Raw genomic sequence first — 12,325 nt, 5'->3', positions numbered from 1 at the left:
CATTGTGTTTAATTTTATTCAAGAGGCGATTGTCCGTTTTCGTTCCATAGTGCGCTCACGTTCACAGGAGCCACCGTCCATGTCGGGAATTCAGGGAAGCGTTCTGCAAACCCACCCACCGCTGGTGGTCGATCTGGATGGGACACTGTTGCGTTCAGACTTGCTGTTTGAAACCGCCATGGCATTCATCCGGCAACATCCATTACAGGTGTTCAAATTATTGCTCTGGCTGTTACAGGGCAAAGCCTCCCTCAAGCGCGGGCTCGCGCTGGCCACCCGGCTCGACATCGCCCTGCTGCCTTACGACGCGGAGGTCATCGAGTACATTGAGGTGCAGCGCAACACAGGAAGACTGATCGTCCTCGCGACCGCTGCTCACGAAACACTGGCCACACGAATTGCCGGGCACCTCAATCTGTTCGATCAGGTGTGGGCGTCCGATGGCGAGACCAACCTGTCGGCCCATCGCAAGCGTGACCTGCTGATCGATCACTACGGTCAGAGCGGCTTCGACTACATCGGCAATTCCACGGACGATCTGTGCATCTGGGCGGCAGCGCGAAAAGCCATCGTTGCCAATCCGCACACTGGCGTACAGCGGCGGGCGCAGGCGCAGGGCAATGTCGATCAAGTGCTCAATGCGGGCGCAGCAAGCCTCGGGGACTGGCGCAAGGCGTTGCGCCTGCATCAATGGCTCAAGAACGCACTGATCTTCGTCCCGCTGCTGGCGGCGCATCAGATTCAGCAAACGCAGCAGGTGATCGATGGATTGCTTGCATTTCTGTTCTTCGGCCTGTGTGCGTCGAGCGTGTACGTGCTCAACGATCTGCTGGATCTGGCGGATGATCGGCACCATCGCAGCAAACGCAATCGCCCGTTTGCCAGCGGCCGTCTGCCCATCAAATCGGGGCTGATTGCCGTACCGACCTTATTGCTGCTGGCCTTCGGCGGTGCTGCGGCGTTCCTGCCGTGGCAGTTTTCGGCCGTGCTGGGCGCTTATTACCTGTTGACGCTGGTGTACTCGCTGTACCTGAAGCGGCACATGGCAGTGGACGTCATCGTGCTCGCGATGCTTTACACCACACGTATTCTCGCAGGCGCGGCAGCGTTCCATCTGCCACTGACGTTCTGGATTCTGGCGTTCTCCATGTTCCTGTTCCTGAGCCTGGCGCTGGTCAAGCGCTACGCTGAACTGCGTGAAGCACGGGTGCGCGAGGTGGAAGGCAAGACTCGCGGCCGTGGTTACTACCCCGGCGACCTGGACATGATCGCGTCCCTCGGCGCGTCCTCCGGCAATCTCGCGGTGATGGTTCTGGCCCTGTACATCCACGAAGGCGCCACCGTCGCGCTCTATCAGCACCCGCATGTCATCTGGCTGGCGTGTCCGTTGCTGCTGTTCTGGATCACCCGCATCTGGATGCTCACCCACCGCGGGCTGATGAACGATGACCCCGTGGTCTTCGCCATTCGCGACCGCATCAGCCAGGGGATCGGTGCGCTGTTCCTGCTCGTGTTCTGGATTGCCGCATGACCGTGCCTCTCTATCCGTGGGGTCGGTATCCCCAGGTCGCGCAGCAGGGCCACGCATGCACGTGGATCGATGACCTGCCACGGCACCTGACGGCCACACTGGACCGGCACGAAACCAGCCTGCCGTTTGGCAATGGCCGCAGCTACGGCGACAGCTGCCTGGCCAGCAGCGGCCATGTGCTGCACATGCATAGGCTGGACCGGTTCATCGCTGCCAACTGGAAAACCGGCATCGTACGCGTCGAAGCAGGCATGACCCTGGCTCAACTGCTCGCAGCGGCCATTGCGCACGGCTGGTTTCTGCCGGTCACACCAGGCACCCAGTTCGTTACCGTGGGCGGCGCGATTGCCAACGACGTGCACGGCAAGAACCACCATCTGCGCGGCACGTTCGGCTGCCATACCCTGCGCTTCGGCCTGCTGCGTCAGGGTGAGCAGGCGATGATCTGCTCGCCCGTGGAAAACCCGCTGCTGTATGCCGCCAGCATCGGCGGACTGGGGCTGACCGGGGTAATTCACTGGGCAGATATTCAGCTGATGCCGATCCGCACCAGCCAGATCGACAGCACGGTGGTGCGTTTCGCCAATCTTGGTGAATTCTTCGCCCTCTCTCGGGAACTCGACCATCAGCATGAATACAGCGTGGCCTGGGTCGATTGTCTGGCGCGGGGCAGCAACAGCGGGCGCGGCGTATACATCGTGGGCGACCATGCACGCTTCGGCTCGCTTGAGGTCGAGCGGCGCAGCAAACTGAGCGTGCCGGTCACCCCGCCGCTGTCGCTGATCAATAACCTGTCGCTGCGCCTGTTCAATTCGCTGTACTGGCATGCCCACCCTGCCCGACCGACGCCGAAGCGCAGCGATTACGAGCCCTTTTTCTACCCGCTGGACCGCGTGCTGCACTGGAACCGGATCTATGGGCGCAGCGGCTTTCAGCAGTACCAGTGCGTGATCCCCGAACACTGTGCGCAGGACGCCATGCAGGCACTGCTCGATACCATCGCCGAGTCCGGTCAGGGCTCGTTTCTGGCGGTGCTCAAACGCTGCGGCGATATTGCCTCGCCGGGGTTGCTGTCGTTCCCGATGCCGGGCACCTCGCTGGCGCTGGATTTTCCGCAACACCGTGACCTTGCCGGCGCGCTGTTCCCGCGTCTGGACGCCATTGTCCATGACGCGGGCGGACGTCTGTATCCGGCCAAGGACGCCCACATGAACGGGAGCGATTTCCGCCAGGCCTACCCGGCCTGGGAGCGACTGGAAGCCCTGCGCGACCCATCCCTGATGTCCCGCTTCTGGAAACGAGTCCTGCCATGAAACGAATTCTGATCATCGGAGCCACCTCGGCCATCGCCCATGCCTGCGCCCGTCTCTGGGCTGCGCAAGGCTGCGATTTCTTTCTGGTGGCACGCAGTGCCGACAGGCTGCAGGTCACGGCGGCCGATCTCGAGGGGCGCGGCGCCAGGACCGTCACCCTGCACGAAATGGATGCCACGCACTTTGCCGAGCACCCGAGAATGCTCGCCGACTGCCTCAAGGTGCTCGGCCAGATCGATGTGGTACTGATCGCCCATGGCACCCTGCCTGACCAGCGAGCCTGCGAGCAGGATGTCGGGCTGGCCCTGCAGGAGTTCATCACCAACAGCGCGTCGGTGATCGCGCTGCTGACCCTGCTTGCCCAGCATTTCGAGCTCCAGCGTTGCGGCACACTGGCGGTCATCTCGTCGGTCGCAGGTGAACGGGGCCGGCCTTCCAATTACCTTTACGGGGCCGCCAAGGCTGCGGTCTCGACCTTTTGCGACGGTCTGCAGGCGCGCCTGTTCAAGGTCGGCGTGCACGTGCTGACTATCAAGCCCGGTTTTGTCGATACGCCGATGACTCAGGGCCTGTCGTTGCCAGCGGCGTTGCTCGCGCAGCCGGAACAGGTCGCCGAACGGATCGTCAACGGTATCGCGCGGCAGTCAACCAGCCTGTATGCGCCCGGATTCTGGGCACTGATCATGCTGGTCATCCGCTCGATTCCGCAGCCGTTGTTCAAGAGGCTGAACCTGTGACGGCCGCGCCCTGGCTGTCCGGCTGGCGCTACAGAGCCATGGTGCTGTCGGTCATCGGCTCGGCGCTGGGCTATCTGGCTTTTTGTCTGTGGGGCGGCTGGCACGAGGTGGCGCAGGCCGCAGCAAGGGTTGGCGCGATGGGCATCGCCCTTGCTCTGTTGATGTCAGCCGTCAATTACGGGCTGCGTTTCGTGCGCTGGCAGCTTTACCTTCGTGTGCTCGGCCATACGCTGCCCTGGCGTCCCAGCCTCGGTGCCTATCTCGCCGGATTCGCCCTGACCACCACGCCGGGTAAAGCGGGCGAAGCGTTGCGCGGGGTGTTGCTCAAGCCGCTGGGCGTGCCCTACCCGAAGAGTTTTGCAGCGTTTGTCAGTGAGCGTCTGTCCGACCTGCTGGCGATTGCCCTGCTGACGCTGTTAGGCCTGTCCTGGTATCCGTCCGCGCAACCGATGATCGCGATGGGTCTGGTTCTGGTGCTACCGGGGTTGCTGGTTCTTTCCCAGCGGCGTTTGCTGGAATGGCTGCGCGGGATGATTCCGCTAACAGCGACTCGACTGCCGACACTGTTCAGGCACCTGTTCGACGTGCTGCTGGCCGCTCGCCAATGCCATCGGCTGGATGTGTTGCTGGGTGCCAGCCTGCTCAGCCTGATCGCCTGGAGTGCCGAGGCGCTGGCGTTTCATTGGGTGCTCGGCTGGATGGGCGCAGAGATTCCACTGTCCTTCGCGGTGTTCACTTATGCACTGGCGATGCTCGCCGGTGCCCTGAGCTTCATGCCCGGCGGGCTGGGCGGTGCCGAGGCGGTGATGATCGGGCTGCTGATGTTCAAGGGCATGCCGGCTGCCGACTCAATTGCCGCCACCATCCTGATTCGTCTCGCGACCTTGTGGTTTGCAGTCGCGATTGGCGCGGTGATGCTGGGACGGTTCAGGGATTCGACAAGCTATAGCCGCTGAACAACGCCGTGGCAGACCCCACCACGCCTTCGACGTAGCGCTGTCGCGCAGCAAACAAAGGACTACCCATTGCTCATTTCAAGGAGGAACCGCTCAATGAGTTCATTCAACGCCAGGCATTCAGTCGTCATACCGTTGCTGCTGCTATGCGCTGCGATCGCAGCCAGCTTCATCGCTTCCAGCGGCCCGATCCAGTGGATGGACAATGGTGTGTTTCTGGCGGATGCCACCTCAGGCGAGTATTTCAGTCAGTCACTCGGCCCGCTGGATCATCCGTTCTATCACTTCTTCAGCTCGATGTTTTACGCCCTGTTTGGCTCTCAGGTGCTCAGCCTGATGAACTCGCTGCTCCTGCTGCCGCTGGCGTGGATCATCTACCGACTGGCCATCAGCGTCGGTGCAACAGCCCGTCAGGCGCTGCTTGCGGCGACCGCCACGGTACTGGCCCACGCGGTGTTCTGGGTGTCGACCAAAGCCGAGGTGTATCTGCTGCACACACTGTTCGTGCTCTTGGCCTATGCCGTGCAGTTCAGCGCCCACTCGCGATGGACGCCGTTGAAGAAGCTGTTCGTCATCGGTGTCCTGACTGGCATAAGCGCGTCGATTCATCAACTGACCTTCATCGTGATGCTGCCGCTCTATATCCAGTTGCTGATCCAGCACAAGGCGCGGATCCTGATGACCGTGCCCGGATTCGCGCTCGGGTTCGCCACTGCCGCCGTCGCGGTGTTCAACGATCTGAATGCCGGATTGAGCCTGATCGATATCGCCCGCCGCTACCTGACAGGCGCCTCGACCACTATCGCCGGACCTGAGTGGGAAGGCAGCCTGTTTCGTTTCGATGACATGTGGCACGAGAAAAACTCGGTGGTGCTGCTGATGTTGTCGCTGATGGGTCCGCAGATCGCCGGACTGCTGTTGTTTCCCAGAGACAGCCGACTGCGCCTGCTGTGGAGCGCAGCGTTGCTGAATCTGATCTTCGCGATTTCCTACAATGTCACCGACCGTTTTACCTTCTTCCTGCCGGGAATCGCAATGTTGAGCGTTATCGGCATGATCCAGCTGCCTGCGCTGCTACCTCGCAATCGAGCTGGCACCGCGCTGCTCAATGCCTCGGTGCTGACGTCGCCACTGGTAATCGTGCTGGCCTGGTCGTTGTATGCCAGCGGTGTGATCAATTTACCGACCCACAAAGAGAAACTGCCGTTTCGCGAGGACATTCATTACTTCATGGTGCCCTACCTGCCCGACCGGTCTGCCGAGCAGTTCGTGAACGCGTACGAGCAGTCCGTGCCGGAAGGCGCGCTGATCATCGCTGACTGGACGCCGATGGGCGCGATACGCTCCGGGCAGGCAGTCGGTTTGTTGCGCGGTCGCAGGCTGGCGATGTGCGGCGACAACATCGACATCCGCGCCTATCTGGGCAACCCGGGCGTCTATCTGGCGCGCCTGAGCTATTGCGGGATGATTGCGGACAATTACGCGGTGGAGGACAAGTCAGTGGGATTTGCGTTACACACCAAGTAACGCAAATCCCATGCTACCAAGTGAATCAGGGCTGCCAGAGCGCCTGACCTCCGCCGAGCTTGCGGTCGAGGAAACTGGCCGCACTGATCAGCGCCAGATGACTCAGCGCCTGCGGGGTATTCCCTAGATGACGGGCGTGCGGGTCGAACTCTTCGGCGTACAGACCCAACGGGTTGGCGTAGCGCAGCAGTTGCTCGAACTCCAGGTGCGCCTGACCGACCCGCCCGGCGCGGGCCAGGCATTCGACGTACCAGAACGAACAGGCGACAAACGCACCCTCTTCGCCTGCCAGGCCGTCGTCATGATCGTCGTCGTTGCGATAGCGGAACACCATGCCGTCACGCACCAGTGTGCGTTCGATGGCATCCAGCGTCGCCAGCCATTTGGGATCGCTGGCACCGACAAAACGCACCAGCGGCATCAACAGCATCGAGGCATCCAGATTGCGGCTGCCCTTGTGCTGCACGAAATGCCCCAGTTCGTCGTTCCAGAAGTTTTCCCAGATGTCGTCGTGAATCTGCTCGCGCACCTTGGTCCAGCGCTCGAAAGGCCCGGACAGCGAACGTTTGAACGCCAGGCGCAACGCCCGGTCCAGCGCCACCCAGCACATCAGCCGCGAATGCAGAAAGTGCTGATCGCCGCCGCGCATTTCCCAGATGCCTACGTCCCGGTCGCTCCAGTGCTCGCAGACGTAATCCACCTGACGCACCACGTGCTTCCAGCCATCATGGGAAATGGCGTCGCCGTACTTGTTGGCCAAGTAAACGGCATCCATCAGTTCGCCATAGATATCCAGCTGCGTCTGTTCGTAGGCTTCGTTGCCGATGCGCACGGGTAACGCGCCGCCGTAGCCGGTCAAGTGATCCAGGTGTTCCTCAGGCAGCTTATCGTGACCGTCCAGGGCATAAAGAATGCCCATCTTTTGCGTGTTCTCGCAGCTGTCATCCAGCCGACCGCGCATCCAGCCCATGAAAGCGTTGGCTTCGTCGGTATAGCCCAGCCGCATGAAAGCATACACGGTGAAGGATGCATCCCGTATCCAGGTGTAGCGGTAGTCCCAGTTACGCTCGCCGCCGGGGGTTTCCGGCAGGCCGAAGGTCGCTGCGGCGATGATTCCGCCGTGCTTGCGCGACGTCAGCAGCTTGAGTGCCAGCGCCGAGCGCATGACCATCTCGCGCCAGCGGCCCTTGTACTCGGACTGGCCCGCCCAGCGACGCCAGAACGCCAGGGTGTCGTCGAAATAGCGTGAACACTTGCCCGCCGCCACGTGCGGATCATCGACACCGCCGAGAATGAATTCGATGGTCTGGCCCTTTTCCATCTGGAACTCGGCGACCGCTGCGTCGTGTTCCACATGCAAAGGCGTCGCCGCAGACAGACGCATGCCGGGCTGGCCCTCGGCCTGAAAGCAGACGTCATTGCCGTCCTGATGCGCCGTGGTGTCGGCGCGGCTGTAATCCATGCGCACCTTGCAGCGCATGCGGATCGTGGCCTTGCCGAAGCGCACCTGAACGCGCCGCACGATGCGCGGCAGGTCGTCCTGATCCTCGCCGATGGGCATCAGATCAGTCACTTCCACGACAGCTTCTTCTGATATCCAGCGGGTCTGCAGCACGTTGGTGTCCGGCAGGTAAATCTGCAGGCGCCGCGCATCGGGCAGGTCTGGCGCCAGCTGAAAGATGCCCGCGTCGTTGGTGTCCAGCAATGCGGTAAAGATCGAGGGACTGTCGAAATCCGGCCAGCAGCAGAAATCGATGCTCCCGGTGTCGGCGATCAACGCAGCACTGCGCATATCGCCAATGATGCCGTGGTTCTCGATCGCGTTCTGCGCCTCTTCTGGAAAGTCAGCCATTGCCGCGGAACTCCGGGTAAAGGGTCATGCCGCCGTCAATGAACAGCGTCGTGCCATGCACGTAGTCCGAAGCATCGGACGCCAGCCAGACCACGGCATTGGCCACGTCTTCCGGCTCGCCGATGCGGCCATAGGGAATCAGTTCGAGCATTTTCTTTTCTGCATCGCCCTGCCGCGCGTCGGCATTGATCGGGGTGCGGATGGCACCAGGTGCAATGCTGTTGACACGAATCTTCTGCTCGCCCACTTCCTGGGCAATGCTGCGCATCAACAGATCGACGCCGCCCTTGGAGGCCGCGTAGTTGACGTGCCCCGCCCAGGGAATCAGCTGGTGCACTGAACTCATGTGAATGATCTTGCCCATTGCCCGTGATACATCCTTGCGCATGCCCTGGCTGATGAACTGACGCACGGCAGCGCGGGCACAGAGAAACTGGCCGGTAAGGTTGACGTTGATGACCGTGTTCCAGTCCTCAAGGCTCATGTCGACGAACGCGGCGTCCTTTTGCAGACCCGAGTTGGCGAACAGGATGTCCAGCGCACCGAACTGCTCGATGGTCTGGGCAAACAGCCGCTCGACCTCGTCTTCCTTGGAAACATCGGCACCAATGGCGATTGCCTGCCCGCCCGCCGCACGAATTTCTTCCGCGAGCTTTTCAGCAGGTTCAGCCTTGGAGTGGTAATTGATCACGACCGCCGCCCCGGCATCTGCCAGAGCGCGGGCAGCCGCAGCGCCCAGACCGGAACTGGCGCCGGTGACGAGTGCGACTTGTTGCTTGAGAGAGATATGCATCGGTTTTCAGCCTCGAAGTAAGCACCCTAGATGCTGACTTGCGAGGCCGAAAGTTAGTTCACTGCCGTTGCGCTTACGGAGCCGGGTTAGGTTGCGAAATATGTATGGCTTCGATCCCGGCAATCACGTCGTCGGACAGCGTGACATCGATGCTCGCCAGGTTGACAGCCAGTTGATCCAGCTTGGTAGCCCCGATGATGTTGCTGGTTACAAAAGGCCGGCTGGTGACATAGGCCAGTGCCATCTGCGAGGGGTCCAGGCCGTGCTCGCGGGCCAATGCCACGTACTTGGCTGTTGCACTGACGGCCTGCGGGTTGTTGTAACGCTGGAAGCGCTCGAACAGGGTCAGACGGCCATCGGCCGGACGTGCGCCGTCCAGGTATTTGCCAGCCAGAACACCGAACGCCAGCGGCGAATACGCCAGCAGACCGATCTGCTCACGAATGGCGATTTCCGCCAGGCCCACTTCGAAGGTGCGGTTCAACAGGTTGTAAGGGTTCTGAATCGACACGGCGCGCGGCAAGTCCAGCTTTTCAGCCAGATGCAGAAAACGCTGGGTGCCCCATGGCGTTTCGTTGGACAGGCCGAAATGACGGATCTTGCCCGCCTTGACCAGATCGCCCAGCACCGACAGGGTTTCCTCAATCTCGACCGACTGATCGTCCGGGTCGTGGGTGTAGCCCAGAACGCCGAAGAAGTTGGTCTTGCGGTCCGGCCAGTGCAACTGGTACAGGTCCAGATAATCGGTGTTCATACGCTTGAGGCTGGCATCCAGCGCGGCGGTAATGTTGTGGCGGTCCAGACGCGGGTTGCCATCGCGGATATGGTCCATGCGGCCCGGCCCGGCAACCTTGCTGGCCAGCACCCAGTCGCTGCGGTCGCCGTACTTCTTGAAGTACTCGCCGATGATGCTTTCGGTCTTGGTGTAGGTTTCGCCACGCGGCGGCACCGGGTACATCTCGGCGGTGTCAAGGAAGTTGACGCCAGCCTCTTTGGCCATGCGAATCTGTTCGAATGCCTCTTCCTGCGTGTTCTGCTCGCCCCAGGTCATGGTGCCCAGGGTGATGGCGCTGACCGACAGGTCAGTCTTGCCCAATGAACGAAATTGCATTGATGACTCCATCCGGTTTCAGAAAAAAAGCACACAGGGGTGCCATAAAAACGAGCCCTATAAAACGCCTGTCGATGATGCACTGCAAGGACTTTTGTCGCTTTTCATGACAGTCTTCATTTAGCGATAGCCCTGAGCCTGAAGGTCGAAAAGCGCCGCATAGCGGCCTTGCGCCTCGATCAGGCTGTCATGGCTGCCGCGTTCCAGGACCTTGCCGTGTTCCAGCACCACAATGTGTTCGGCGTTGCGCACGCTGGAGAAACGGTGGGAAATCAGCAGGGTCATGCGCCCCTTGGCGTACTCGCGGAAATGATCGAACACTGCCGCTTCCGCCCCGGCATCCAGCGCGGCCGTCGGCTCGTCGAGAATCAGAATGTCGGCGTCGCGGCGCATGTACGCACGTGACAGCGCAATCTTCTGCCATTGGCCGCCGGACAGCTCCTGGCCGCCCGCGAACCAGCGGCCCAATTGCGTTTCGTACCCCTTGTCGAGCTGTTCGATGAACTGTGCAGCCATGCCCTGCGCTGCGGCTTCGCGCCAGCGGCTTTCGTCATGAAACGCGTCAGTGTCACCGACGCCGAGGTTTTCGCCGACCAGAAACTGGTAGCGAATGAAGTCCTGAAAGATCACCCCGATACGGGTACGCAGCGCCTCTTCATCCCATTCCTGAAGGTCGCTGCCGTCGAGCAGAATGCGCCCGTGATCAGGCTTGTAGAGACGGGTCAGCAGCTTGATCAGCGTGGTCTTGCCGGAACCGTTTTCGCCGACCAGCGCCACGCTGCGGCCCGGCGCCAGATGCAGGTCAATGTGTTCAAGCGCAGGACGGCTGGTGCCGGGATAGGTGAAGCTCACGTCTTCGAAACGCAGGCCATCACCCGGCAAGGCGCCGTACGTCAGACTTCCGGCTGGCACGACGACCGGCTGGGCGAGGTAGACATACAGGTCCGCCAGATACAGACCATCTTCGTAGAGGCCACTGATCGCGCTGAGGCTGCTGCTGACGGCGGCCTGCCCCTGTTTGAACAACACCAGGTACATGGTCATCTGGCCGAGCGTGATACGGCCATGCACCGCATCGACCACCACCCAGGCGTAGGCCAGATAGAACGCGGCAGTGCCCAGCAAACCGAGTAAGAAACCCCAACCGTCGCGGCGAACGGTCAGGCGACGGTCTTCGGCGTACAGTCGCTCGAAGGTCTCGCGATAGCGCTTGAGCAGCAGCGGCGCGAACCCGAACAGCTTGACCTCCTTGATGTAGCCCTCGTGAGAAAGCAGCGTTTCGATGTAGTTCTGGCGGCGTGTTTCCGGAGCGCGGCGGGTGAACAGACGGAATGCATCACCGGAAAAATGCGCCTCGGCAAAGAACACCGGCAATGCGCCGAGCACCAGAATTACCAGCGCCCAAGGTGAGAAATGCACCAGCAGCACGGCAAAGCTGATCAGCGAGATCAGGTTCTGCAGCAGGCCCAGCGATTTGGTGACCAGCGCCAGCGGTCTTGTCGAGGCCTCTCGCCGCACGCGCACCAGCTTGTCGTAGAACTCCGAGTCTTCGAACTGCATCAAAGACAGGGTCTGGGCCTTTTCCAGAATCAGGGTGTTGACCTTCTGCCCCAACAGCACTCTCAACAGCGCTTGCTGAACAGACAGGCCACGCTGGGCAGCGGCCAGCAATGCCAGCACGCCCGCCTCGAACAGCACGTAGCGCAATACTGGCCAGAGCGGCGCTTCGCCGGTGCTGGCATGCAATTGCATGGCGCTGACCACGGCATCCACAATGCGCTGACCCAGCCAGGCGGCCAGTGCGGGCAACAGACCGGCCACCAGCGTGGCAAGGATCAGGCCCAGCGACAGCCATCTGGAGGTGGTCCAGACCAGTTGCATCGCCCGAAAGGCCTGCTGCATGAACGACGAAAAACGCTTGAAAACGGGCATACGCAATAGAACTCTTGATACCGGACCAACCCCTGAAGGTCGGCCATCATACGGCCGCAAACGCAGGCTCGCTCAAAAACAGGAGGCTCATCGTGAACGATGCTTACAACCTGCAACGCTTTGTGGAGGCTCAGCAACCGGTATTTGCACAGGTGCTGGCGGAACTTGAAGACGGGAAGAAACGCAGCCACTGGATGTGGTTCGTGTTTCCGCAGATCCGTGGCCTGGGTCGTAGCGACATGGCCCAGCGCTATGCCATCAGCAGCCTCGATGAAGCCAGGGCATATCTGAAACATCCTGTACTCGGCCCACGCCTCGAACAGTGCGCGCACCTCATCGCCCCACAGGTAGAACGTACGGCGCGACAAATATTCAATTCACCGGACGACCTGAAGCTGCATTCAAGCATGACCCTGTTCCGACTCGCTGCGCCTGACCGGCCTGTGTTTCAGGAAGTACTGGATACGTTCTTTGATGGTGAGCCGGATGCGATGACAGTGAAGCTGGCAGGCGGTTGAATCGGTTTTCACAGTACACATCTGACTGTGGGAGGCGCCAACATGTCTTCGACGG

At 61.1% G+C, this 12,325-nt stretch carries 10 protein-coding genes; 6 read left to right on the top strand and 4 right to left on the bottom strand.

Annotated features, from left to right (window positions below; genetic code table 11):
* Positions 1-79: 79 nt before the first annotated feature.
* The 5 genes from AO065_RS15505 to AO065_RS15485 all read left to right on the top strand — a co-directional run bounded on the left by AO065_RS15505 (position 80) and on the right by AO065_RS15485 (position 6,064).
* Positions 80-1,531 carry a UbiA family prenyltransferase gene (locus AO065_RS15505; protein WP_004885271.1) on the top strand — a complete coding sequence of 484 codons (1,452 nt, stop codon included), beginning with the start codon at positions 80-82 and terminating at the stop codon, positions 1,529-1,531.
* Entirely contained in the window at positions 1,528-2,844 is a 1,317-nt protein-coding gene (locus AO065_RS15500) for an FAD-binding oxidoreductase (protein ID WP_004885269.1), read from the top strand. The genes AO065_RS15505 and AO065_RS15500 overlap by 4 nt, the downstream gene beginning before the upstream one ends.
* A complete protein-coding gene (locus AO065_RS15495) occupies positions 2,841-3,581 on the top strand; it encodes an SDR family oxidoreductase (RefSeq protein WP_004885267.1) in 741 nt (246 codons plus the stop codon). The genes AO065_RS15500 and AO065_RS15495 overlap by 4 nt, the downstream gene beginning before the upstream one ends.
* Positions 3,582-3,619: 38 nt before the next feature.
* Positions 3,620-4,537 (top strand): lysylphosphatidylglycerol synthase transmembrane domain-containing protein, encoded by a 918-nt coding sequence (locus AO065_RS15490; RefSeq protein WP_412778557.1) that lies wholly within the window; start codon positions 3,620-3,622, stop codon positions 4,535-4,537.
* Positions 4,538-4,633: 96 nt separating this feature from the next.
* The gene (locus AO065_RS15485; protein WP_004885262.1) at positions 4,634-6,064 is read left to right on the top strand and encodes a hypothetical protein; all 1,431 of its coding nucleotides are present in this window, start codon (positions 4,634-4,636) and stop codon (positions 6,062-6,064) included.
* Positions 6,065-6,089: 25 nt separating this feature from the next.
* Here the strand turns inward: AO065_RS15485 and AO065_RS15480 are convergent, their stop codons facing one another.
* The 4 genes from AO065_RS15480 to AO065_RS15465 form a co-directional block, all read right to left on the bottom strand.
* Positions 6,090-7,916: a glycoside hydrolase family 15 protein gene (locus tag AO065_RS15480; protein ID WP_004885261.1), complete on the bottom strand. Its 1,827-nt coding sequence runs from the start codon at positions 7,914-7,916 to the stop codon at positions 6,090-6,092.
* The gene (locus tag AO065_RS15475; RefSeq protein ID WP_004885259.1) at positions 7,909-8,709 is read right to left on the bottom strand and encodes a glucose 1-dehydrogenase; all 801 of its coding nucleotides are present in this window, start codon (positions 8,707-8,709) and stop codon (positions 7,909-7,911) included. The genes AO065_RS15480 and AO065_RS15475 overlap by 8 nt, the downstream gene beginning before the upstream one ends.
* Positions 8,710-8,782: 73 nt before the next feature.
* Positions 8,783-9,820: an NADP(H)-dependent aldo-keto reductase gene (locus AO065_RS15470; RefSeq protein WP_004885258.1), complete on the bottom strand. Its 1,038-nt coding sequence runs from the start codon at positions 9,818-9,820 to the stop codon at positions 8,783-8,785.
* 120 nt (positions 9,821-9,940) lie between these two features.
* Complete coding sequence (locus AO065_RS15465; RefSeq protein WP_004885255.1) at positions 9,941-11,752, bottom strand: ABC transporter ATP-binding protein; 1,812 nt, start codon at positions 11,750-11,752, stop codon at positions 9,941-9,943.
* A gap of 92 nt (positions 11,753-11,844) precedes the next feature.
* On the opposite strand from AO065_RS15465, the gene AO065_RS15460 reads away from it, so the two are divergent.
* Positions 11,845-12,270: a DUF1810 domain-containing protein gene (locus AO065_RS15460; RefSeq protein ID WP_004885253.1), complete on the top strand. Its 426-nt coding sequence runs from the start codon at positions 11,845-11,847 to the stop codon at positions 12,268-12,270.
* Positions 12,271-12,325: the final 55 nt, after the last annotated feature.

Source organism: Pseudomonas viridiflava, from assembly GCF_001642795.1.
In the GTDB taxonomy this organism is placed as follows: Bacteria; Pseudomonadota; Gammaproteobacteria; order Pseudomonadales; family Pseudomonadaceae; genus Aquipseudomonas; species Aquipseudomonas viridiflava.
Note: the sequence above shows the minus strand (reverse complement) of the source record. Positions and strands in the feature narration are given on the sequence as shown.

Excerpts from the sequence above, each read along its gene's own strand:
- AO065_RS15490 (WP_412778557.1), top strand. The coding sequence starts at position 3,620 with ATGGTGCTGTCGGTCATCGGCTCGGCGCTGGGCTATCTGGCTTTTTGT.
- AO065_RS15495 (WP_004885267.1), top strand. The coding sequence starts at position 2,841 with ATGAAACGAATTCTGATCATCGGAGCCACCTCGGCCATCGCCCATGCC.
- AO065_RS15475 (WP_004885259.1), bottom strand. The coding sequence starts at position 8,709 with ATGCATATCTCTCTCAAGCAACAAGTCGCACTCGTCACCGGCGCCAGT.
- AO065_RS15505 (WP_004885271.1), top strand. The coding sequence starts at position 80 with ATGTCGGGAATTCAGGGAAGCGTTCTGCAAACCCACCCACCGCTGGTG.
- AO065_RS15465 (WP_004885255.1), bottom strand. The coding sequence starts at position 11,752 with ATGCCCGTTTTCAAGCGTTTTTCGTCGTTCATGCAGCAGGCCTTTCGG.
- AO065_RS15470 (WP_004885258.1), bottom strand. The coding sequence starts at position 9,820 with ATGCAATTTCGTTCATTGGGCAAGACTGACCTGTCGGTCAGCGCCATC.
- AO065_RS15485 (WP_004885262.1), top strand. The coding sequence starts at position 4,634 with ATGAGTTCATTCAACGCCAGGCATTCAGTCGTCATACCGTTGCTGCTG.
- AO065_RS15500 (WP_004885269.1), top strand. The coding sequence starts at position 1,528 with ATGACCGTGCCTCTCTATCCGTGGGGTCGGTATCCCCAGGTCGCGCAG.
- AO065_RS15480 (WP_004885261.1), bottom strand. The coding sequence starts at position 7,916 with ATGGCTGACTTTCCAGAAGAGGCGCAGAACGCGATCGAGAACCACGGC.